This window comes from Pseudoalteromonas sp. MMG033 (assembly GCF_057197785.1).
This window is the reverse complement of sequence record NZ_JBXVAL010000002.1, coordinates 32941-56839: the sequence shown is the minus strand read 5'-3', so window position 1 is coordinate 56839 and position 23899 is coordinate 32941. Positions and strand designations below refer to the sequence as shown.

21 protein-coding genes are annotated in these 23899 nt (G+C 40.8%); 12 read left to right on the top strand and 9 right to left on the bottom strand.

The window, feature by feature from the left end; translation table 11 throughout:
- Positions 1-2: 2 nt before the first annotated feature.
- Positions 3-776 (bottom strand): putative porin, encoded by a 774-nt coding sequence (locus AC2CZC_RS21770; RefSeq protein ID WP_484585388.1) that lies wholly within the window; start codon positions 774-776, stop codon positions 3-5.
- A gap of 162 nt (positions 777-938) precedes the next feature.
- On the opposite strand from AC2CZC_RS21770, the gene AC2CZC_RS21765 reads away from it, so the two are divergent.
- The 3 genes from AC2CZC_RS21765 (at position 939) to AC2CZC_RS21755 (ending at position 2503) form a co-directional block, all read left to right on the top strand.
- The gene (locus AC2CZC_RS21765; RefSeq protein ID WP_484585387.1) at positions 939-1319 is read left to right on the top strand and encodes a SpoIIAA family protein; all 381 of its coding nucleotides are present in this window, start codon (positions 939-941) and stop codon (positions 1317-1319) included.
- Positions 1320-1405: 86 nt separating this feature from the next.
- Entirely contained in the window at positions 1406-2104 is a 699-nt protein-coding gene (locus tag AC2CZC_RS21760) for an SDR family oxidoreductase (RefSeq protein ID WP_484585386.1), read from the top strand.
- Positions 2105-2251: 147 nt separating this feature from the next.
- Positions 2252-2503: an HP1242/YdcH family protein gene (locus AC2CZC_RS21755; protein ID WP_211036658.1), complete on the top strand. Its 252-nt coding sequence runs from the start codon at positions 2252-2254 to the stop codon at positions 2501-2503.
- A gap of 108 nt (positions 2504-2611) precedes the next feature.
- On the opposite strand, the gene AC2CZC_RS21750 is transcribed toward AC2CZC_RS21755, so the two are convergent.
- The 3 genes from AC2CZC_RS21750 to AC2CZC_RS21740 form a co-directional block, all read right to left on the bottom strand.
- The gene (locus AC2CZC_RS21750) at positions 2612-3016 is read right to left on the bottom strand and encodes a hypothetical protein (RefSeq protein WP_081216640.1); all 405 of its coding nucleotides are present in this window, start codon (positions 3014-3016) and stop codon (positions 2612-2614) included.
- Positions 3017-3146: 130 nt separating this feature from the next.
- Complete coding sequence (locus AC2CZC_RS21745) at positions 3147-4484, bottom strand: NAD(P)/FAD-dependent oxidoreductase (protein WP_484585385.1); 1338 nt, start codon at positions 4482-4484, stop codon at positions 3147-3149.
- On the bottom strand, positions 4484-5041 hold the full coding sequence (locus AC2CZC_RS21740; RefSeq protein ID WP_484585781.1) for a GNAT family N-acetyltransferase: 558 nt from the start codon (positions 5039-5041) through the stop codon (positions 4484-4486). The genes AC2CZC_RS21745 and AC2CZC_RS21740 overlap by 1 nt, the downstream gene beginning before the upstream one ends.
- A 249-nt stretch (positions 5042-5290) precedes the next feature.
- Between AC2CZC_RS21740 and AC2CZC_RS21735 the strand changes: the two genes are divergently transcribed.
- Positions 5291-6760 carry a chitinase gene (locus AC2CZC_RS21735; RefSeq protein WP_484585384.1) on the top strand — a complete coding sequence of 490 codons (1470 nt, stop codon included), beginning with the start codon at positions 5291-5293 and terminating at the stop codon, positions 6758-6760.
- Positions 6761-6794: 34 nt separating this feature from the next.
- Here AC2CZC_RS21735 and AC2CZC_RS21730 read toward each other — a convergent pair whose 3' ends face one another.
- Positions 6795-8156, bottom strand: a complete 1362-nt coding sequence (locus AC2CZC_RS21730) for a hypothetical protein (RefSeq protein ID WP_484585383.1) — start codon at positions 8154-8156, stop codon at positions 6795-6797.
- A 499-nt stretch (positions 8157-8655) separates the two neighbouring features.
- Positions 8656-10041, bottom strand: coding sequence for an FG-GAP repeat domain-containing protein (locus AC2CZC_RS21725; RefSeq protein WP_484585382.1), 1386 nt, complete (start codon positions 10039-10041; stop codon positions 8656-8658).
- A 288-nt stretch (positions 10042-10329) separates the two neighbouring features.
- Here AC2CZC_RS21725 and AC2CZC_RS21720 point away from each other — a divergent pair, with 288 nt between their 5' ends.
- Both AC2CZC_RS21720 and AC2CZC_RS21715 read left to right on the top strand, forming a co-directional pair.
- A complete protein-coding gene (locus AC2CZC_RS21720; protein ID WP_484585381.1) occupies positions 10330-11556 on the top strand; it encodes an RsmB/NOP family class I SAM-dependent RNA methyltransferase in 1227 nt (408 codons plus the stop codon).
- A 106-nt stretch (positions 11557-11662) separates the two neighbouring features.
- Positions 11663-11914 carry a DUF2999 family protein gene (locus AC2CZC_RS21715; protein ID WP_063364275.1) on the top strand — a complete coding sequence of 84 codons (252 nt, stop codon included), beginning with the start codon at positions 11663-11665 and terminating at the stop codon, positions 11912-11914.
- A 55-nt stretch (positions 11915-11969) separates the two neighbouring features.
- On the opposite strand, the gene AC2CZC_RS21710 is transcribed toward AC2CZC_RS21715, so the two are convergent.
- The 3 genes from AC2CZC_RS21710 to udk all read right to left on the bottom strand — a co-directional run bounded on the left by AC2CZC_RS21710 (position 11970) and on the right by udk (position 17232).
- Positions 11970-14978 (bottom strand): TonB-dependent receptor domain-containing protein, encoded by a 3009-nt coding sequence (locus tag AC2CZC_RS21710; RefSeq protein ID WP_484585380.1) that lies wholly within the window; start codon positions 14976-14978, stop codon positions 11970-11972.
- 383 nt (positions 14979-15361) lie between these two features.
- The gene (locus AC2CZC_RS21705) at positions 15362-16585 is read right to left on the bottom strand and encodes a NupC/NupG family nucleoside CNT transporter (RefSeq protein WP_046354077.1); all 1224 of its coding nucleotides are present in this window, start codon (positions 16583-16585) and stop codon (positions 15362-15364) included.
- A 17-nt stretch (positions 16586-16602) separates the two neighbouring features.
- Entirely contained in the window at positions 16603-17232 is a 630-nt protein-coding gene (gene udk / locus AC2CZC_RS21700) for a uridine kinase (protein WP_039610702.1), read from the bottom strand.
- A 310-nt stretch (positions 17233-17542) separates the two neighbouring features.
- Here udk and AC2CZC_RS21695 point away from each other — a divergent pair, with 310 nt between their 5' ends.
- From AC2CZC_RS21695 to AC2CZC_RS21670, 6 genes are all read left to right on the top strand, one after another.
- Positions 17543-18757 (top strand): phosphopentomutase, encoded by a 1215-nt coding sequence (locus tag AC2CZC_RS21695; protein ID WP_237136214.1) that lies wholly within the window; start codon positions 17543-17545, stop codon positions 18755-18757.
- Positions 18758-18774: 17 nt separating this feature from the next.
- Complete coding sequence (deoD, locus tag AC2CZC_RS21690) at positions 18775-19476, top strand: purine-nucleoside phosphorylase (protein WP_039610704.1); 702 nt, start codon at positions 18775-18777, stop codon at positions 19474-19476.
- A 317-nt stretch (positions 19477-19793) separates the two neighbouring features.
- Positions 19794-20816 (top strand): hypothetical protein, encoded by a 1023-nt coding sequence (locus AC2CZC_RS21685; RefSeq protein WP_484585379.1) that lies wholly within the window; start codon positions 19794-19796, stop codon positions 20814-20816.
- Positions 20817-20909: 93 nt separating this feature from the next.
- Positions 20910-21929 carry a hypothetical protein gene (locus AC2CZC_RS21680; protein ID WP_484585378.1) on the top strand — a complete coding sequence of 340 codons (1020 nt, stop codon included), beginning with the start codon at positions 20910-20912 and terminating at the stop codon, positions 21927-21929.
- A 95-nt stretch (positions 21930-22024) separates the two neighbouring features.
- The gene (locus AC2CZC_RS21675; protein ID WP_484585377.1) at positions 22025-23044 is read left to right on the top strand and encodes a hypothetical protein; all 1020 of its coding nucleotides are present in this window, start codon (positions 22025-22027) and stop codon (positions 23042-23044) included.
- A 54-nt stretch (positions 23045-23098) separates the two neighbouring features.
- Positions 23099-23839 (top strand): ferredoxin--NADP reductase, encoded by a 741-nt coding sequence (locus AC2CZC_RS21670; protein WP_484585376.1) that lies wholly within the window; start codon positions 23099-23101, stop codon positions 23837-23839.
- Positions 23840-23899: the final 60 nt, after the last annotated feature.

Sequence of the window (23899 nt, the reverse complement as noted above, 5' to 3'; positions counted from 1 at the left end):
GACTAAAACTGAGCTTGCATAGACATCTCTAAAGACTGCTCATCATCACTTTGCTCTTGATATCGTGCTTTGACAAAAAAGCTATGGTTAACGAAATACTTGCCCTCGACAAGTAGATGTGACTCGTTGCTGCCTAGTCCAAGGGCAAAGTGTTGGTTAAAATAATAATTCGCAATAAAGTTATTGTGGTTTTTACTGCTCGAATTTTCGTGCGTTAAATCAAGCGTGAAGTACTGTTGCTCACCAAGGCGTCGAAAGTAGCGTACTTCCACCTGCCAGTTGTCCAATTCGTCATCACTGACAATAGTGGTACCCACATAAGCATTTTCATTGATATCTATGTTGAGCTGACCTTGCAGCCAAATAATATCGTCTGCGCTCGTCTGTTGCTGATGTTTGGCGCTCACTTTTAAACTATCAAAAAATAAATAGCCAAATCCGATAGTGTAGTTGTCGTCGGTCTCTCCTAAGTCAACAATGCTTGCCGTTGCAAACCAATTTGAAATAAACAGTTCACCTTCCAAACCTGTAAATGCAGATTGTTCATCATTAGTATACGTTGCCAGCAGATTGGTATCTGTATCTAGATAACCGAAGTCATCCCACACCCAAAAATTGGCTTGAGGTGCAAAGTAATAGTGGCTACTCAGCTGCAAGGTATGCGTGTCCGCATCTTCTAGTTTGGTATAAGCGGCTTGGTTGAACCAAGTCTTTTCTGTTTGTGCATAGCTGCACGTAGTGATGAAACTCACTAAAAAAAAGATTGTTATTTTCAATGGCTTTTCCATTTTTTTAGGCTTACTCGGAGCAAAGGTTTTAATGAGCGCGTTTTTTTAAGGATAGTATATTTATTAAAATGTGCGCGATAGCTTAAATTGAACTATTGTAAAAAAGGGTATTGTTTACTTATTTTTTACTTTCTAATAGCGGCATTTGTAATGAGTGAATTCCATGGTATTTCAGTTGGTACAGAGCGTCGGGACTTCGGTTTATTACTGAGTTTTAAAGCCGTTGGCAGGCTCACTCACAAAGACTATGTGGTTGTCTTACCCATTGTTGATCAAGTGGTCATGCACAATATGAATGAAGATATTTGTGTGTTAATTGATCTAACTGAGTTACAAGGGTGGGAAGTAAGTGAAGCATGGACTGATATTCGACTTGCTTGCAAATACAGTGATCAATTTGCACGTACTGCCGTAATTGGCTGTAATCGGTGGCAGCGAATTATGTCCATTATTGGTGGTTGGGTATTAGGCGGGCAAACACGTTATTTTTCTGAACTCCACTCTGCGCAGCATTGGCTAAATCATATGTGATGACCTAAAGCAATGTTGTTACCACTTGATTTGCATTCTTTTATTCGTTAAAACTCCTTTATTTACGGTTCAAGTTTGGAATACATATGGCGTGCGTATTGATCACTGGGGCAAACAGAGGCATTGGGCTTGCTCTTGTTAAATTATATCTAGATTCTGGCTGGCATGTTCTGGCAACCGTTAGAGACATAAATTCAAGCGAGGTCTTAGGTGATTTGGCCGGGGGGAGCGTATCAGGTGTGCTTGATATATACCCATTAGATGTCACTAATTATATTCAGCTTGACGACCTAGCCAAGCAACTTAGTGCTCAGGCGATTGATGTTGTGATCAATAATGCTGGATTATATGGACCGAAAGGATATGGTTTTGGGCAGTGTGATGTAGAGGCTTGGCGTAGGGTTATGGAAGTGAATGCGATAGCGCCTGCCAAGTTGGCTGAGGCATTTTATCCACACCTGTTACGAGGGCAAGGTAAGATCTTTGCAGCCTTATCTTCACGTGTAGGTAGCCATACAGAAAATACTAAAGGTGGTGGGTATATTTACCGAAGCTCTAAAGCTGCGCTTAATTCCGTAGTAAAAAGTTTGTCTAATGACTTATTACCACAAGGGATAAAAACCGTTGCATTGCACCCTGGCTGGGTCAAAACACAGATGGGTGGCCCGAATGCTTTGATCACGCCTCAAGAGTCGGCATTGGGGCTAAAACGTGTGTTAGATAACTTACAAGAGCAGCAAAGTGGCAGCTTCTTGAGCTTTGATGGTAGCGTTATACCTTGGTGATTTAACATCTTTAAGGCGTATCATCTATGCTTTTGAAGTGATTTGATAAGGCGGATAACCAATGTATTGCTGATACAGATCAATAACCTTTTATGTGTATCAGTAACAATGAAGTTAAGCCAATAAATATCTCAGAAGGATCCATTTATGAGCATAGAAAAACACGACTTACTGCACGAATTCCCAGATCATCATCACACTATCCGCCATTTAAAAATGAACGACAATCACTTTGCAAAATTGTTCAATAAGTACAATGAGCTAGACAAAGAAGTGCGTCGAATCGAAGAGGGTGTTGAAAATACCACTGACGATTACTTGGACACGAAAAAAATGGAGCGAGTTCAGCTTAAAGATGAATTATTTGGTTTGATAAAAAAGACAGAAGCGACAATTTAACTTGTGTGCTTTTGACCTAATTTAAAATAGGAGGTCACTGACCTCCTATTTATACATGTTATTTTGCAACTATATGCAACGCTATTTAGCTTATGATGCCAAACCTGATTATTGGCATTTTATAGTTGCATAAAGCTGATAACACTGGTTTTTACTGCCTGTACTCTTGTACACCCAAGACTTTCCATACCAGTCGTAATTTGCATATGAAGACTCATCTTCACCACATGTGATTGTGCTGCCACTAACTTCTTGGTTGTGACCACGCTCTTCACAAAACTGGTTACCATTTGTTGAACCTACAAAAAACGGCTGAAGACGACCATTTACCCAAACACGAGGGCTGTAATAAGTTACGACGCTTGAAGCAAATACACCTTGATTGGCTGCGATAGTGACTTCTGCTTTTTCAAACGCAACATTACTATTTTCCATTGTTTCTAGTTCAATTGCATTGGCCGCTGCAACACCAGACAGGCTTGTAAATAAAGCTGCGATTACTAACTTTTTCATTTTATTTTCCTTATTTGAGTTTAATTGCCTGTCTCATTAAACGGTTCAAATATTGAAATAAGATGTGCTTTTTGTTTAATTTTTGATCTTTTTATGTGTCTATCACAGTAGGCTCTATGATAGCTTGCGACTAAAACAGGCGATCCTTAAGTTGCGCATAGTGATAAAAGCCCAGTTGGCCTAAACGACTAAGTCGCGCAAAGGGCACTTTAGGCGCGGCGGATTGATAGATTGGCAGCGATGGCGTATCTAATGACATAGTCATTTGTGATAAACGATAAGCGGCTTGGGTGCTGAAGGCGACGCCTGCGCCACAGTAGCCAATGGCATAGCCAACGTCATCTTGGAAATAAATATGAGGATGGTCATCCAAAGTCGCTGCAATATAACCATGCCAGTAATAATCTGTCTCAATTGAATTAAGGGCTGGAAAGCCATTTTGCATGGCGTCTTTAAGGTGGGTTTGATAGATTTGCCTGTTTTGATCTTTCCCATATACAGCCCCTCTGCCGCCAAATAGCAGTCGGTTGTCTGGTAATAGTCGGTAGTAATATTTAAGCGTTCGGGTATCCATCATAACTTGATGTGTTTTGAGGCCCGTCTCGGTCAACTCGTTACATGTCAGTGGGCGGGTAACCAAAATACTACTCAATATCGGGATATATTTATGATTAATAGCAGGGTGAAAACGTTTGCTGCCATAAGCATTTGCAGTAATAAGAAGCTTGTTGGCTTGTAGTAAGACATCATTTACTTTTACTACGTGAGTATTGCCAATTTTAGGCATATGTTCTGCAAGGCTGTGCTCGAAGACATCCACACCGGCCTTTAATACCAAAGCTTTGTATGCACTAAGGAGCTTTAAAGGGTTTAGTCCAAATCCATGCTGATTTCTCACTGCCCCGTGGGTGTTAGGCATATTCAGGTAGTGCGCTTTTAGCTCATTGGGCGTGATAACCGATAGATTCTCATCACAAAAGGCCTTTTTTGCAAACTCATAACCTTGATATAAGGCTTCCATTGCAGGTTTAGAGTGGGCAATTTTCAAATATCCATGTGATTGTTTGTCGCAGTCGATATTGTGCTCTTGAATTAACCCTTCTAAACGAGAGACACCATTTTGGTATTCTTGATATACCTGTAAAGCAATATCTTGGCCCCATTTTTTTACCATACTTAATGGAGTTAATCTGCCTGTAGTTGGCAATGCAAACCCAGCATTTCTCGCGCTTGCACCAAACCCCACTTGGTTTGCTTCAAGTACACAGACCTTTTGATTATGCATGGTGGCAAGGTAGAAGGCGGTTAGTAACCCGGTAAAGCCGCTCCCAATAATGATGACATCATACATATCAGCCTTTGTGGGCTGCCTAATGTCTGCATTTAGGGGGAATTGATTTGCCCAGTAACTAGAAGGTAGCGGCTGATCTTTGCAATTAGCCTGATAAAGAGGGTCGTAGGTGCTCATTAAAATTCGATGACCATTTCAGCAGCTTGACAATGGCACTCGTTACCACATATAGGGCATTCATAGCCATCATTTATACAGTTTTCAAGCCATCGGTCATCGTGCAGTTTTACCAGCTTTCCTCCAGACTTGGTGAAATATTTGACCGCGCCATTCCCCGGGCTTTGACGCCAAAGATGAGCAACGCCTGCTTTTGCACCTTGCTGTTTTAATACGTCGATTGACGCTGCTAATAATTTGGGGCCAATGCCTTGTCCTTGTGCTTCTGGATGAATGGCAATGCATTTAAAGTAGGCCATTGCGTCAACGGCAACGGGCCATTGTGAGGGGGTACACCATTTATCTATTTCCCATTGGTTTGGGCAGAAAGTCAGCCTCACACCAACGACATGATCTTTGTCATCAACAGCAATAAACGAGGAACTTAATCCGTTTTTTAGGCCCTTTTGATAAATTTTCTCAAGCTTTTCTTCATCGAGATAGTGTTCTCCATGTACCAAATTACCAAGAGAAATTACTTGAGAAAAATAATCATGGCTTAGCTGAGTTAATTTAATCATCTTACTTATTCTTTTTTCTAATAATATTTCCCTATTTTGCCGAAGACTGAGTGATAATCAAGTGTACAATTGTTCAAAAAATGGGTAATTCACATTGACAGCGATGTCAATGTGTAATATTTGTTAATTTGATGAATATTGATATTCATCAAGTCAAAAGCAGCTGGTTACTGCTTTTTAGATACAACAAACAAAGAAAAATTGAATTCTAAATTCATTTAATTCAACAACATGTAAAGGTAAATTATGAATAATGGCAAAAAAGGGGTAAGTAAACTTACCAAACTCGCGGCTTTGTGTATGCCAATATTGTGCGCAAGTGCAATTACCCACGGGATGAATGTGCAGCCAGATCCAAACAACCCTGGTGGATATGTAGTCTCCCGTGCAGATTTGAATACAGCGGAGCAAGCATTAACTTCAGATCCTATGTATGCAATTTGGTCTAAGGCACTTGAAACTCGCAGCAATACAATTGTTGAGGCCATTTTACCGGGAGCAGCGAACAACCCAAGCAACGTTAAACGTGTTGAGCGAGTTTTTGGTCAAGCCGAGTGGGATTTTTTAACGCAAATGGCTGCGCCTGAATATACATATACGCGTTTTTTGCGTGCGATTGGTAAGTTCCCTGCTTTTTGTGGTGAGTATACCGATGGCCGAGATGCTGACGCAATTTGTAAAGAGTCTATCGTGACTGCATTTGCTCACTTTGCTCAAGAGACCGGCGGTCATATTTCTAAAGATAATACGTCTGACAATCCAAATGGGCTAGAAGAGTGGCAGCAGGCTCTTGTACATGTCCGCGAAATGGGCTGGTCTGAAGGGCAGGGCGGTTATCGCACTGGATGTGGTCAAAATGATTGGCAAAATCGCCGTTGGCCTTGTGGTGAAGGGCAAGGCTATTTTGGCCGTGGTGCAAAACAACTCTCTTATCACTTTAACTACGGCATGTTTTCTGAAGTCATGTTTGATGGCGATGCTACGGTGCTGTTGAATGACCCAGGTCGCGTCGCTGATTCATGGCTTAATTTAGCGTCTGCTATTTGGTTTTTCCTCACGCCTCAAGCGCCAAAGCCTGCTATGTTACATGTGATTGATAGAACTTGGGTGCCTTCACAGGTTGAGTTAAATGCGGGCATTGGATATGGCTTTGGTACAACTATCAATGTCATAAATGGTGGTATTGAGTGTGGAGAACACAATCGTTATAAAGGCCAGCCTGTAAATCGTATCCGCTATTGGGAAGGGCTATCTCATTACTACAACATTCCAATCGAGGCTGATGAAGAGAATACGTGCTGGCAGCAAACCCCGTTTGGCAGCTTGAATCTCGATGGTGCAAGTGGTGTGCTGTACACTAATTGGGAAGCGAATTGGGCACATTACTCAGACAGACCTGGCGGCCACTCTTTTGAGTGTAAACTAGTTGGGTATCAAACTGCTTATTCAGCGCTTGTCCCAGGTGACTATGAAAAGTGTGTAACGAACTTCTATCAATCACACACAGGTTGGCCAAGTGTAACTGTGGTTGATACATTACCGCCAATTGATGTTAAGCCGCCTGTAGGTGGAGCAAAAGCTTGGGATAGCAATAAAGTGTACCTTAAAGGTGATAAAGCTAGCTACCAAGATAAGGTCTATGAAGCGAAGTGGTGGACCAGAGGGGATACTCCAAGCCCCACAAATACAAGTGGGCCATGGAAGTTAATAAAATAAATACGTTGGGGAAACTGCGCGTTTCCCCAAAAAACTACTTTGGTTGGTGGGTAAGGCTATAGCTGGCCATTTTATCAAACAGCTTGGACTCTACGCGTTTTTCGAAGCTTATCATACTGTTTAAATAGGCGGCCCTTAAGTCATTAAATGTGTGCTCTGTATTGAGCGCGCTTAGGGTTAATGTGACTGATAAATTATCAGGCTCAACTGCCTGCACAACGTCATCAAATTTTAGCTGTGGAATCGTTTCTTCTCCATCAGTGATAATCTCCCAGTGAGTTTTGCCTTGTATGTCATTCTCCCATGCGTAGTTAACAGTGACGAGATTTACTCTCCTGTCTACCGCACTAAAATCTAACTCAGCCATTTGGGACTCATCTTTGATTGAATTAACAAATGACTCGTAGGCTGAAGTGAGCACATCATCTAATTGGATGTGGGTAAGATCTGATATTTTTCCTTCATCGCTGACACGATTCATCGCAGTGAAATATGAAGTAAATGACAGAACATCTGTGAGCTGCATATGACGTGGTCGATTTAAAGATAAATAATTGACCGTTTCTAAGTCATTGAAAATCACCAGTTGGTTCTTGTTTTTGTAAGATGGGTGGGTGTATGCGGCTTGATTAACTACCACTGAGTGGACTTCGTTATTGCCCGAATAGGACGAGAAGTTAATTGTCTCTTGGTCATCAAACTGCATCGTACTTAAATCGACCAGAGTGCCAGATGCCGTGATTTGCTGATCTGATAATGTGATAGTTGCGGCTTTCGATGTATCAAACAATCCACCTTTGTGACCAGCTTCCGACTGAGTAAAGACAAGTGTTTGGGCGTCAGTAGCGCAAGTATTAAACTGTTCTTGTGCTTCTGATAATAAAATAGGTGTTGCGCCGACATTAAACACTGTTGAATCAGGTGATTCGGCTTTAAGTGTTTTTAAATCATATGTGATTGCACTGCATCCACAAGGTTCTTTATCATTAAAACTGAGGGAATCGATTTTGAAACCTTCAGCGACATTTAATAAGGTTTGGATCTGCAGGTGCTTCTCACCATTTTCAGTTGTGGCATTGTAAACGAGAGAGACATGTTGTGTATTCTCAGGAAGCGTTGATGCTACTTCACCAGATGTAGATGTTTTCTCTGAAGAGATAAAGCTTCCATCTGCGCTGTGATAAACAATATCGGCGACAACTGCTTTACTACCACATGCATTGCTTTTAAATGTAGTTAATGAAAAATTTGGTTCCACAGTACTTGGTGGATTTTCTGTGCTTGGTCTTTCCGCGACTGGTTGGTTTGCCGAAGTATTATTATCACTTCCTCCACACCCAGTGAGTTGTATTGCACCTAGTATGGCAATTAAAAGTCCATTTTTTTTAAGATTCATTTTTTGTGTCCTTTTTAAACTATTTGATGATTAAAAAGTGATCATATATTAGTGGTTCAAGATATAAAATAAATAAATGACGTTTATAAATTAATAAATATTTTATCCTTTTTTAAGTAAACTTTTGTAAAGTTAACGCATTAAAATATTTATTTCAATTTTAAAGGTTATAACCATTTTTCATACGGAACATGATGCCCACAGTCCATACTGAATAGTTGCATTGATTTGCAAGTACGGCGCATTCAACTGCGTCGGAGATAAGGCTTACTTTACCCTGAGTTAGTCGTTGTGGTGGTATTCGTATGAAGGCTACCTCAACACCTTGTCGAAGCATTGCTGAGGCAACCTCGATAAAACCTCCCTTGTATTTGAGTTATAGTGCTTGCTATTGTTTTATTACTAAAAATAGTAATGTTAAAGCATGTTTAACAATGTGCTGGAGATTCTTTAGGGTGAAACAATGTATTATTTTGTAAATAATACATTGTTTGTGTGATTAGTTTAGCAGTGTTTTAATCTCAACTTTCCCTTGTTTATCTGCGTACTTGAATACAAAGTCTTCTGTGCCATTTTCATCAATATCAACAAGTACAATGTCGTTAGGATTATTAGGTAGAGTATGGTTTATCTTCTTTTGTTTTTTTCTTAATAGATTATTACTTTCACCATAAAAAATACTTAACGTATTATCTGAAGATTTAAAAACTAAATCATGCTTATTATCACCATTTAGGTCGCCAGTATAATAGGGCATACCTTGCATGGAGCGTTTCATATCAACTTCTAATTCAATTTCCTTTTCTGTATTTGGTGTCGTTTTAAATAAGGTATGTGGATGCTGTTTAAAAAAGTGCATGTCAACGTCAATATCAGCCTTTCCACCACCTAGCGCCATTGCCGCAATGGTCGTTAAGCCGATGTCGACATTGAGGGTTTGCAGATCAAGCAATCCGTCACCGTCAAAATCATATTCGATACGCATTCCCCCAGCACCAATGGTGTGGGGCAAGTTTATAGCGCCGGAGTTAAAGCCTTTAGCTTGACCAAGATATAAATCATATTCTACTTTGGCCTCAAGGCCTGATATGCCTTCGGTGACAGGTCTTATCCTGGTGACTAAATCTAAATGCCCATCTTGGTTAATATCTAAAAGATCTTGTGTAGTACGAATGCGGTTACCTGTGATTTTTCCAAATGAGGTAGGTAGGTGAATATATTCCACATTTGGTGCGTAACCTGTTTTATTACCATACAGCACAGCGACTTCTTGGCGCGTGCGAAACACTAAATCGGTAAAGCCATCAGCATTAAAGTCATGAACAATGGGTAGTGAGGTAAAGTTTGTGCTGATTTCGAGCGATTCCCTATAGGAGTTGCTCCTTAGGGGCAAGTTGTATTCAAAGTCATGCTTTATAAATTGTCCGTTTGGCTGTTGAACAAAAAGCTCATTGCGAGTAAATCCAGGTAAATAAATATCGCTTAAACCATCACTATTGGCATCTAAAATAAATTCGACCTTCTCAAAATCGTCTACCTGCAAACGAGTGAGCAAACTTTTTGATTCAACAAGTTGTGTCGTTTTGTTCGGAGTGACCAAATAAACGCCACCATTATCTAATACGAATGCTTGCACTTCTTTAGAATTTGCGATGTGTCCATAATGAAATCCTTTGGATGTCGCACTGATTGGCAGTTTCTGAGAGGTATTTTGGCTCAAGTTGATACGTTCTAACGCTTTTTCTTCTTTATTAACGGCGAAAACGATCGGAGAGTTTGTTAGGACTAATGGGCTATCGGTATCTATTTTTAGTGGCATCTGAGCACTATAAGCATGGCTTGATATGATCATCCCAGTTGTCAAAATAGCTTTAAAGTTCATCATGTTTCTCCAAAACACAAATTTACCCTTTACGAGTAAAAGATTCTATTGGGTTATTTTTCTCTTTTTATTACCAACTAAAATAGCTGAGTTAGTTTTGTTAACTCGGTATTAGTTGTATTTGGCCATAAATGGTTCAATTTAGATGCTATGTGAGCAGTTCTTAGTGTGCAATGCAGAGGTTGTAATTATTTGTGACGACCTGTATGAAAAGGAGTGGTTTATTAAGTGGTTTAAGAAGCACAAAAGCGCTACAATTCGCGCCTTGTATGATACAAATGAGAAACCACCGTGACTGCACCCCGCCAACTGCTAGAGAGCCTAAATAGTGCCTTATTACAGGCATCAACATTGGAACAATATGCTGACAAAGTAGTGCAACAGCACTTACAAGCAAACCCTGCTTGGACTGTCGAACAGCGCGCATATTTTGTTACAACTCTCTACGATTTGATCCGCTATAGTCGAAAGCTTTGTTGGGGACTAGGCCGTCGAGATTTAGTTGACTCGGCCACTGGATTAAACTCGGATGATGCGTGGCATATGTGGGGCGCGTACACTTTACTGAGCGGGCAAACACTTCCAGAGATCCCTGAAATATCAGCACTGAATATAGCTGATATCGAAAAAGAACTCGCCAGTGCGCCTGAAGATGTGCTGCTGAGCATGCCCACTTGGCTGGATGAGCGAGCGCGAAAGGAGTTGGGCGCAGTATGGGAGCCAATTGCCAGAGCGCTCAATAAACCAGCTGAACACTTCATTCGAGTGAATTCACTCAAAAGTGACGCTGTAAGTGTTCAAGGGAGTTTGGCGAAAGAGCAGATAATCACTGTGCCTGTTGATGGTTTACCAAATACGCTTAAGGTTGAGCAAATGGGGTATTTGTTTAGAACAGATGCATTTCAAAAGGGTCACTTCGAGATGCAAGACGCCGGCTCTCAGCAAATAGCCAGTTTATTGGATATAAAGCCAGGCATGAAAGTTGTGGACGCGTGCGCTGGTGCAGGAGGTAAAAGCCTCCATATTGCGGCTTTGCTTGAGAACAAAGGGCGTTTATTATCGCTAGATATCCATCAATATAAGCTGGATACGTTAAAAAAGCGTGCCAAGCGTGCAGGCTCTCATGTTATAGAAACGCGCCTGATCCAAAATAGTAAAACGATCAAAAGGCAAAAAGAAAAGTTTGATCGTGTGCTGTTAGATGTGCCTTGCTCAGGTACTGGTATATTGCGACGCAATCCGGATGCAAAATGGCATTTGAATGAGCAAAATATTAATGACTTAATTGTATTACAAAAGGATATTTTGCAAAGATACAGTCAGATGTGTCGAGTGGGTGGAAAGCTTGTTTATGCGACTTGCTCTATTTTACCCTCTGAAAATGGACAACAGGTTCAAGCATTTTTAGCCAATAATCCACATTGGACTTTAGAGGAAGAATTAAGCTTAGTGCCCGGTGTAAATAGTGAATATGATGGTTTTTACGGCGCAGTATTAGTAAAAAATGATATTTCATGATTTATGGGGTTGAAGTTACACGCTTTTGACCCAACAAAAAAGAATATATTACTAGGCGCATATTTGACTGCATCTAGCGAACACATTAATCGTTTAAGGTTTGACAATGAATCCGATCATCGCACTACTTAAAGAGCACAATATTTCTGATGAACAAATTAAAGCGGTATTTCAGGCATTAACTGAAAACCCTTTAATGGCAATGGCGACTGTACAACAATTGCCAATTCCACCTGAAAAATTACAGCAACTAATGGGGCTAGTAATGCAAAACCCAGCCTTAATTAAAGAGGCCGTTGCGGAACTTGGATTAGATTATTCGAAAGTAGAAGCTGCGAAGGCACAGCTAAATAAGTAACTGACGATAAAATCCGTTTAAAAAAGGCTTCAACAGGAAGCCTTTTTTGTATTTGTTAAAACGTGATTTGTGCACCGAGCGAAATAAAGCGACCTCGTCCGCCACCATAAGCACTGTGAAAGTTGCCATTCCCCCCAATGATAAAGGGCCCATTGTTATTAAACAGGTTTTTTACATTGCAAGAGAGTCTTAATGTCGCCCCTTGTAATTTTTGACGATAAGACAATTGAAGCGAGTGAGTGGTGTATGATGGAAGGTCATTACCCCAAAGAGGTTCAGGGTTGTCGATACAGGTGCCTGACAGCTGTGCACATTGTTCTCGATTATCTTGCATAAAACCAAGCCAATTCTCATATACTTGCTTATTGCGTGTTATACCGCTTTTAAATTGTGTATGCCATGACATTTGCCATTTATCGTGTTGCCAAGAGAGAGAGGCTTTGCCTGTATCTGCAAAAATATGGTGATTTAAATATCCTTCGTGTATTTCAGTTACTCGTTCATTGACGTGATCAGATATCAATGCATGATCAATGACGTGATTCCAATTCAATTTAAATCTGAGCTGGCCAAAACGGTTTAAAGTGTATGTATAGTGAATCGCCGCATCATAGCCTTGCGTAAAGAGCTGGTTTGCATTGACTAATCGCTGTTGTAATTCAATAACTTGTCCTTCATTGTCTCTTTTTATCGCCTGACAAAATGGGCTATTAGGATCAAAAGGTGTGTCTGTTTGATAACACCTATTCATAATATTTTGATGTGAAAGTGATGTGATGACGTCTCTTATGCTAATACGATAATAGCTTGCATTAATGGTCATGTTAGCGATTGATTCAGGCTCAACTTGTAGCTCAACTGCGAAACTGTCGGCAGTTTCTTCGGTGAGCTCTGGATTTCCCAAATTTGGCGAGTAGCTGTTATTGCGATCGTGAAAAATCCCCTCTTTTTTTATTACAGCATTGATACTCTCTTCCTTTCTGCAGTTGTCATGGCCCATCAGCGTTGAGGTTGCGGTTACGCCATCACATAAGTCTTGAAAGGCATTGTAGTCGCCTCTTATGGGAGACATGAGCTCAGTGATTGTTGGGGCTCGCATCGCCTTTGCCCAATTAAACTTCACAGCGTAATGTGTCGTAGGGGTGTAATTAAACCCAAGATTATAGCTCTGAATAAGTCCCATATTTGACCAGCTATAATCCGCTGCACGTGCAGCCAAAGAAAGGCTTAATTGGTGTGCAAATCGTCTATCTTTGAGTAAAGGCACAGACGCTTCCATAAAAATTTCATAGCTGGTGACATCTCCATTAAAATTAGGAATATAGTTAAAAGTCACTCCCCCTTGAGGCACATTGGTGGAGACGTTTTGACTGTCCCTTCTGAAATCTATACCAAAAGCACTTAATAGAGGGCCTGATGGCAATTTGATAAGTTCACCACTGAGTGCGGCGGACAAGGTTATTTGTGAAAGGCGAGTGGTCAGTTTAGGGGTCGCTCGTATATAACTTGCGGCCGCTGGGCTAATCGCGTTTTCTCCAAATAAGTTGATTGGGGTGCAGCCAGCTTTTCTGGCGTCTTCATCTATGCACGCTATGGAACCATCAGGTAGCATGTGGGCGTTAAGTGCGTTTCTGACATGAGCCACTTTTAATTCGTTATAACGGATTTGTTGTTGAGTAAACTGACCAAAGCCAAGTGAGGTATCCCATTGCCAGTTATCCCACATGATCCCATTGAGACCAGCCCACGTGCGCAGTGTGGTGCGCGAGTTATCATTGGTAACGGCACCGACTTCTTGAAACAGACGATCCCATTTTATATCTTGGCTATTTGCACTTTCTCTGATTTTTGGCGGGATATAAGGGTTAGTGTAGGGGATTGCGCCAATACAATCTGAACCAAATTGCTGTGTGTGTGCGTTATAGGTGATGACCAGATCACACTCATCTTCGTTTTCTGGGGACTTTCTATTTTGACTATCATTTTTGCTGTAATGCAATTGAAAATAGGCCAGCTCACCTGATTTAAAATCAAATTCATTTTTGATTGCCAAGTTGAGTTGCTGACTGGGTAATTGAAGTAAGTTGTATTGATTAAAGTGCAAACCATGCACTTCTTCTTGCCAGTCATTTCGTAATGTTTGCTCATCAAACCAAAAGCCTGAGTTAGGTTTAAAGCTACTCGATTCATTAAAAACCCCTCCAGGTAATGCATCGCTTAACGAAGTCCAATCGCTTTGATTAATATCACGCATACAGCGGTATGCACTCTGTTGCTCAGGGTCATACAGTGCCGTGAGCATAGTGTTACACATTCTTTTGGGGTCATATCTCCAGTCATCCTGCTGTTGAGCACGGCTTCTGTCCCAGTAATCCAAGCCAAAATGCTCGATGTAAGTGGCGCTCAGCAGTAGTTGCCCTTGTTGGTTGTTATACTGAAGCCCCGTATCTGCATTAAAGGCGATTTCACGTGCACCGCCCGCCACGCTCTCGCCTACAGTTAAATTCATTGTTGTGTCATCTTTGCTTTGCTTAGTGATAATATTGACGACACCTGAGATAGCGCCAGAGCCGTATGCTGCTGACGCGCCACCTGTAATTATTTCGATGTTTTTTATCATACCCTTTGGTATGGAAGAAAGGCTGACCAACTCACCAGAGTAACTATTTGAAACGACTCGCCTGCCATCAATTAAAGTCAATGTTCTGTTAAGTCCTAAACCTCGTAAATCGACAGTTGAAAGGCCTGAGTTATGTGTACTATTTTGAGAATTTAAATGACTTATACCCTCATTAATTTGAACAACTTCATCAATGAGAATATCCGATAAAGAGGCATATGCAGACTGATCGATGATGTCGTTGGAAACACGAGTGAGTAAATGCGTACTATTTCCTTGTGCTATGTGCGACCCCGTTACTGTGATGCGCTCAATATTTTGAACCTCTTGCTTATTTCGTTGTTTAGCGATGGGCGCTGCGTCCCCTTTACGCGCATTAAAAATACAGAGGGTAACAAGTACAAATATAGAAAAAGCGTTATTAATTTTTTTACTCGATGACACTAAACTTCCTTAAACACACTAATTAGGCAGTAAAAAAACGCACGTAATAAGAAGCTTCTCTTCTGTGAAGAGTTTCTTTCACGTTCTCAAGAGCAGTTCGCAGTATGGTTATTGTTTATTAATTTATAATTATATGTATATTAATTGTGAAATAAAAGTGGCTTTGGATGAGAAAATTGATTACATAAAAGTTGTTTGTGAATTGTATTAATAAGGCTGTTGGAAAGTGATGAGAGTCGAGTTGACTTTATTTATGATGTATTAGAAACGATAAAAGGGCCATAAAGGCCCTTTGGAAGTATCGTTCAAGTTAGTATGGTTACCCTAACCCCTTAAGGCAACCAACCAATTGTTTTGCAAAAGCGGCATATCTCGTTAAGTTTCTAAGCTAGCGAGAGGAAAAAACCTGCTATTGCTGCACTCATTAGGTTAGCCATTGACCCTGCTAAAACCGCCCTGAGCCCTAAGCGTGCGATATCCTTTCTACGACTAGGAGCCATACCACCTAGTCCGCCTAGTAAAATTGCAATCGACGATAGGTTAGCAAATCCACATAACGCAAATGTGACAATTGCTTGGGTGTGTTCAGATAACCCATCGCGATAATTCATAAAGTCCAAGTAGGCAACGAATTCGTTAACTACTAATTTTTGGCCGATAAAGCTACCTGCCGTTACAGCTTCTGCCCAAGGTACACCAATCATCCAAGCTACTGGTGCAAAGACATAGCCTAAAATTTCTTGTAATGTCAGCTCTGGGTGATTAAACCAGCTGCCAATTCCGCCAAGTAAACCGTTCATCAGCGCGATTAATGCGACGAAGGCCAGTAGCATAGCACCTACGTTAAGTGCTAAGTGCATGCCGCTTGAAGCGCCTGCAGCCGCTGCATCGATGACATTAACTGGCTTTTCTTCACCACTGTCTACTTCAGCTAAGTTTTCTTTGGTTTTTTCTGTCTCTGGCACAATCATTTTGGCCATTAAGAAACCACCTGGTGCTGCCATAAAGCTTGCTGCGATTAAATATTTTAAATCGACACCAATGGCAACATAACCCGCCATGACTGAGCCCGCAACAGTTGCAAGGCCACCAACCATAACGGCAAATAACTCTGATTGCGTCATTTTAGGAATGAATGGCTTCACAATAAGAGGTGCTTCTGTTTGTCCAACGAAAATATTCGCGGTAGCAGAAAGCGACTCAGGTCGTGATGTTTTAAGCAGCTTTTGTAATCCGCCACCTAAAATTTTAATTATCCATTCCATAATCCCGAGGTGGTATAAAACACCGACCAACGCCGAGAAAAATACAATGACAGGCAAAACCTGAATTGCAAATACAAATCCAATTGATTCTTGCGCAGCCAAAGGACCAAATAAGAAGCTAATTCCATCATTGGCATAGCCAATTACTGAAGAAACTGCTGATGACATAGCGGCCAACGCGTTTTTACCAGCTTCTATAAAGAGTACAAAGCCGCCAATGACGACTTGCATTAAAAATGCGATACCTACAGTTCGTTTATTTATTGCGCTGCGGTTCGTTGAAGCCGCGAAAGCAATACCTAGTAGCATCATCATGCCTACTAGGCTCATTATTGTTGTCATGCCAAAATGTTCCCGTTTTATTCTTGCAGCAAATATTTTATTTTACTTTTAATAATATCAATCGCAACGCGATTCATACCGCCACGGGTCACGACCAAGTCGGCATTGTGCTTCGATGGTTCGATAAACTGATAAAACATCGGTCTAACCGTTGCTTGATACTGCTCAACAACAGAAGAAATACTTCTGCCTCTGTGCTCGATATCACGCTGCATACGGCGTAATAAGCAAATATCAAGCGGGGTATCAATAAATACCTTGATATCAAATTCTTCTATTAATGCTGGGTCGCTTAACAGTAAAATCCCTTCGACAATTAATATTTTTGCCGGATTTACTGTGCGTGTCTCACTACTGCGCGTGTGTTGAGCATAATCATAAGTAGGTACTTGTACTGATTTACCTTGACGTAATTGTTCAAGATGCTCTTTCATCAACGCATGTTCAAACGCATCCGGATGGTCATAATTTGTTTGAGTTCTATGCTCAAATGGCAAATGCGATTGATCTTTATAGTAAGCGTCTTCTTCTATAACGGCGATAGCGCCTGATTCAAGTTCATTTACTAATTCGTTATATATTGTTTGACTAAAAAGAGACTTACCAGACGCAGAAGCGCCAGCTATGGCTATAATTGTTCGTGTCACTAAAGTTCACACCCAGCTATTGTTGACGTTGGAAGATCACAATAGCAAAAAAGACACGATTAATCTCTTTTGCCTCGCTTAATGAGCAAATTTAAATGTTTTGCCCCATTCAAAACAGGACTTATGTCCGCTGGTATAACCAGATTTTTTATTTATTTAAAATGGGGACTAAGAAGATATATTATGGTTTTGTGACAGCGGACTAATGTCCTGTACGATATATTTAGCTATCAATAAAGTAACGACCTCTGGGAGCAAAGATGCTTTATAAAAACAAAATACGACCCAGACAAAAGATGAGAGGTGATATATGGCAAGAGCAATTATTTTAATGGCAGATAGCCTTGGCGTTGGTGCAGCACCAGATGCTGAAAAATTTGGTGATGTAGGTGCCAACACGCTCGCTCATCTTTTGCAAGCATATAAAGAGGAAAAAGGCTCTGCACTATCTATCCCTAATTTAACAAAATTAGGCTTAGTAGATGCATGTGAAGCCGCAGGTGGAAAAACATGTGAAGTTGCTGAGCGTATTGAGCCGGTAGCAGCCTGGGGTTATGCCAAAGAGCTTTCTAGTGGTAAAGACACGCCGTCTGGTCACTGGGAAATGGCAGGTGTACCAGTTTTATTTGACTGGGGCTACTTTCCAAATACACAACCTTGTTTCCCGCAAGAGTTTATTGATGAGCTGTGTAAAAGAGCGGATCTCCCAGGCATTTTAGGGAATTGTTATGGTTCGGGCACAGTGATTCTAGAGCAACTGGGTGAAGAGCACGTCAAAACTGGCATGCCAATTTGTTACACCTCAGTTGATAGCGTATTTCAAATAGCCGCTCATGAGCAGTCATTTGGCCTTGAAAAGCTTTATCAAGTATGTGAAATCGCACGGGCACTGCTTGATGAAATGAACATAGGACGAGTGATTGCGCGGCCGTTTATAGGCACTTCGAGTGCCGACTTTATTCGTACAGGTAATCGTAGAGATTATTCTGTTTTACCACCGGCACCAACTGTTTTGGACAAGTTGGCTAATAGCGGGGGGGAAGTGATCAGTATTGGTAAAATTGCAGACATTTATGCACACCAAGGGATCACACAAAAACATAAAGCACCTGGTTTGATGAATTTATTGAACAAAACCAGTGAAGTGATTGACTCAGCGCCTGATAACAGCCTGATTTTCACAAATTTAGTAGATTTTGATGAAAAGTTTGGTCATCGTCGCAACGCTGTAGGGTATGCCGAAGCGTTGGCTGAGTTTGACGCCTACTTACCGACAATTTTAGGTAAGCTAAAAGATGACGATGTGCTATTTATTACGGCGGATCACGGTTGCGACCCTACAGCACCGGGTACCGATCACACAAGAGAATACGTGCCAGTATTGGCATACCGAAATGGAATGAATAATACTCCATTAGGTGAAAGAAACAGCTTCGCAGATATAGGTCAAACACTTGCCCAGTGGTTTAACCTAGAAGAATTAGAATATGGTGACGGCTTTGCCGACAAGTTGGTTACAGCTTAAGTTAAAGGAAACATGTTATGAGTACTCCGCATATTAATGCAAACCCAGGTGATTTTGCTGAAACGGTATTAATGCCAGGTGATCCACTTCGTGCTAAGTATATTGCTGAGAATTTCTTAGAAGATGCTCGCCAAGTGACAGACGTTCGCAACATGTTTGGATTTACTGGCACATATAATGGTAAGCCAGTGAGCATCATGGGTTCTGGTATGGGCATTCCATCGATGTCAATATACGCACGTGAGCTTATTGTAAGCTTTGGTGTTAAAAACTTAATCCGTATCGGTACTTGTGGCGGTATTAATCAGGATACAAAAATCCGTGATGTGATCTTTGCACAGGGTGCAAGCACAGACTCTAATGTGAACCGCGCTCGCGTACGTGGCTTTGATTTTGCTGCTATCGCCGATTTTGGTCTTCTTGAAAATGGTGTTAATGCAGCGCGTCGCCTAGGTATTGAAGCGAAAGTAGGTAACGTTTATACCACAGATACTTTTTATCAGGCTGACAGCAGCTTTTACCCTGAGCTAGACAAATTAGGCGTTTTGGCTGTTGATATGGAAACAGCTGGCCTTTACGGTGTTGCGGCTGAATACGGTGCAAAAGCAATGGCTTTATTCACTGTAAGTGACCACGTCATTACCGGCGAAGCAACGCCACCAGAAGAGCGTCAAAGCACGTTCAACGAAATGGTTAAGATTGCTCTAGAGTCAATTTAATTTAAAGTAGCGCACGCTTTGCGCTGCTTGAACAGTTCCTTGGTAACGTAATCGCAGAGTTTTGGAGACACGCCTAAAACAAAGCGAATCACACCCAAAAAGCCGCACCTAGTGCGGCTTTTTTTTATTTGTGACTAGTCGTAAATAGTGTTGATACTTTGCAAACTTCGTTCCCGATAACGAGTTTTATAAAAGGGATGAGCGATGGCTCAACGGCTTATATACGCTTCGACAAACACCGATGATCAACCTAATTCATGCTTAAACGCGAGTGATGTACTATATTTTATTTAGCAGCATAACACTGATAAATTTAAATGAAATATATTGGCGTATTAGTCGCTTTTATTTTGTATTTGGCAATACATAAAGTCGTGGCAATTGACTCTGTAAATATTGAACAGGAGTCTGACTCTGAGAAAATTAAATACCTCTCCTTAAATTACCCAGAAAAGGCAATTGAGTTTTATAAGCAGAATGCGTCTAAGCATCTACTGCATAGTAATGAAGAAACAATGTCGGTCTATGCGAGTGTGCTCATTGCAGCTAGTAATAGTCATAATATTGATCTAATGGAAGAGGTTATAGGCTTGATAGCTGATGATAGGCTTGACTCTTTTAGAAAGCCCTATCTTTTTACTATTATTAATGTGATTGGTGTTTCTTACGCTATGAACATGCAGTATACACACGCGATAAAAACTCATAAATGTGCACTAAATCATACTAATAGCCACTTGGAAAAAATGATATCCAAAGTAAATCTTGCGATTACTTACCGTATGCATAACCAACCAGCACTAAGCTACCAAATCTTACAAACCATAGATGAGGCGATCCTTAACGGCAGGAGAGCTGCGGGCGTGCTTGTTGAGAAAGGGAACACCGCTATGGTGTTAGGCGAGTTTGATTCGGCAGTTCGAGCATACAAAGCTGCTCGGGTACAGTACTTAAACGGAGGCCATCATAGGAATGCAATGAGAGTTGTTGTGCATCTATTGGGGGCTGCACTTTTAGATGAACGGTACAAATTATTCGATGTAAGCCGAAAAAAACTTGATCCACAGTCTAGTACCTATTTAACAGAAAATGAACTTACCTACTTAAAATGGTTAGATCTGATTTATCAGAGTATCCAAGACAATCAAATATCTGAATTAGCAGCTACTTATACGTCAAATAATTTTGCTGTGTTTATTGAAGCAGGGTTTCAAGCGCCAGTTGAAAGCTTGCTAAAAAAATTTAAAGCGCAGCATATTGTCTCGCATGACCCGTCTACAACAAATATAGTAACCAAAATAGATGACAAGCTTGCACATGGCTGGTGTGATGGGGCGTAACTAATGTTGACAAAATGCGTAATTGTTATGGTCTGTTTTTAAAAAAGCATTGATTTACCAATATCGACGAGGAAAAGTGAGTGGATGGTATTGATGAAGTATTTTATATATCTATTTGGCCTACTGCTACTGAGCTATGGTAGTACCTCTGCGATAGAAGAGCATATCAGCGCTTTTGCGACAGAGTCTGAGAGTATTGAGTATCTTTCATTAAATTATCCTGATAAGGCCATTGAGCTTTACAAACGCAATTCAGCCAAACTATTGACAACACACAGCGAAAAGACTGTGTCTTTTTATAATGATGTACTGGTTGCCGCCAGCAGCGTGCATGACACCGTTTTAATTGAGGAACTCGTCGGTTTGCTTGCTCATCGTAGACTTGATCCATTTCGGGAGCCTTACCTTTTTGCAATCATTAATGTGCTCGGTGTATCTTACGGCACAAATTTACAATATGTTGAGGCGATTGCTGCATATAAATGTGCTTTGACGCTAACAGACAATAAACTTGAAAAGACGATAGCTAAAGTAAATTTGGCGATAGCGTATCGTATGGCAGAACAACCTGCGCTAAGCTATCAAATATTGCAGAGTATTGATGAATCAATCTTGAGTGGTCGAAGAATTGCAGGCGTATTGGTTGTTAAGGGAAATACAGCGATGGTGTTGCGTGAAGTGGGTGCTGCCATTGATCATTACACGATGGCTAGACAGTACTATATCAAGGCAAAGCATCATCGAAATGCTGCCAGGGTGACTGTAAACTTGCTAGGGGCTGCTTTGGCAGATGGACAATGGACATTATTTGATAAGGTTCGAAAAACATTGAATTTAACACTCCAAAGTCATTTGACTGATAATGAGTCCGCCTATTTACTATGGTTAGATAAATTATATGGAAGTTTGAAAAATAAAAAAATATCATCAGAGGCACAGAGTGCCACATTAAATTTGGCACCTAAATTGTTAGCCGGTGGTTATCTAGCACCAGTAAAAATGATTTTGGAACCCCTTGGGGCAATGCATCTTGTTTCATTGGAAGTGCAAACTGAAAGTAAAAAAAACAGACTACGTTCAAGGTTAATAGAGCATTGGTGCGGTGTACCGTAATCGACGGTCATAACAACTTTTTGCCTTGTTGATACTGTTTCTAGAAATACATTGATGTACTATGGTTAACTCAACAAATCGATTTGACAACCTAAATGAAGTATTTTATTTCCCTGCTTTTGCTGTTCTTGTCTTGTCAAAGCAGTGTTTCTGCCAGTGAAAAACAGGATCTAGACTTTGCAACTGAGTCTGAACGGGTCAAATATCTTGCGCTCAACTACCCAGCAGAGGCCGTGAGTTATTATGAACAAAATGCTCAAAAATTGCTTGTACAAAGCTCTGCTCAGACGGTCTCCATCTATAGTAGCGTGTTGGCTGCTGCCAGTAATACGGGCAATATTAAGTTAGTCGAAGAGCTTGTTTCACTGCTGTCTGACGAAAGGCTGAGTCCACATAGTTCCGGTTATCAATTTACTATCATTAATGTCATAGGTGTTGCATATCGATTGAATCGCCAGTTTGATGACGCAATTACAACGTATAAATGCGCACTCAAACATGCGCACAATAGCATGGAGAAGATGACCGCGAAGGTGAACCTTTCCATTGCATATCGGATGGACAATCAGCCTGCGATCAGTTTTCAAATTCTTCAAAGTATTGATGAAGCCATTCTCAGTGGTCGACGAAAAGGGGGGTTGCTAGTCGTTAAGGGTAATACCGCAGTCGTTTTAGATAAACCAAAAGCAGCTATTAGTTATTTCATTGCAGCGAGGCAACATTATTTAAAAGACAAGCATCAGCGCAATGCCTCGAGAGTAACGGTTAATTTATTAGGCGCCGCTTTAATCGCAAGACGTTCAGAACTTTATGAAAAGTATCGAAAAAAACTAACACCGACTTTTGAGGCATACTTACCACAGAGCGATCAATTATATCTAAAGTGGCTAGATCTTATGCATGAAAGTGTGAATTCAAATCGAATAGCTGATCACACTCTGCGGTATACAAAAAAACACCTTTCTCGGTTAATAAAAGAAGGCTATGAGGGCCCTGTACACAAGCTACTCAAGTCGTTAAATGCAGAGTTTTTGATGCCTGAGCAGTCGCGACAGCACTTAATTTTGACGTCGTTGCGTGCTGATTTAGCTAAACCTTGGTGTCAGGAACTTTGACAAGCTTTTAATCTATGCCATTGTTTTAGTATATGCATTTATAGTGGTGCAGGTATGACAAATTGGGTAATAGGAAAAGTTGTAGAAGTTAATTGGTGGACACCGAGCTTATTTAGTCTAAAAGTTGCGGCCGATATTCAAGACTTTACAGCAGGTCAATTCACGAAATTAGCACTAGATATTGGTGATAAGCGAGTGGCACGCGCTTATTCATTTGTGAATTCGCCTTCTGATCCCTTGCTTGAGTTTTATCTAATAGAGGTTGAGGATGGTGCGTTGTCTGCTAGGTTGGCTCAACTGAATGAGGGGGATGACGTTTGGGTTTATAATAAGCCCTCTGGATACTTTACAACGGATGAAGTGCCCCAAGCAGATACGTTATGGATGTTGTCTACAGGCACTGCAATTGGTCCATTTTTGTCTATTGTTAGCGATGGAAAGCTCTGGAAGCAGTTTAAGCGAGTTGTACTTGTTCATGGCGTACGTTTAAACACAGATCTCTGTTATCAAGATCAAATTCGCGCGACTGAAAAGTTGTTTAAACAATTTACTTATGTTCCTTTGGTAAGTCGCGAAAAGCCAGACATAGGATTAAGTGGCAGGGTGACTGATATTATTAAAAATGGACAACTTTTGAGCTTTTGTAAGCTGCCAGCAATACCCAAAGATAGCCATTTTATGTTATGTGGCAACCCCGACATGGTGAAAGATACGACGTTGCTATTACAACAGCTTGGTTTTAAAAAGCATCGCAGAATAGAACCAGGGCATATAACAGTTGAGCAATACTGGTAAACTTAACCTAGGCTGTATTACATATTATAAAATTGTTATACTCTACTCGCCCGTACCAAA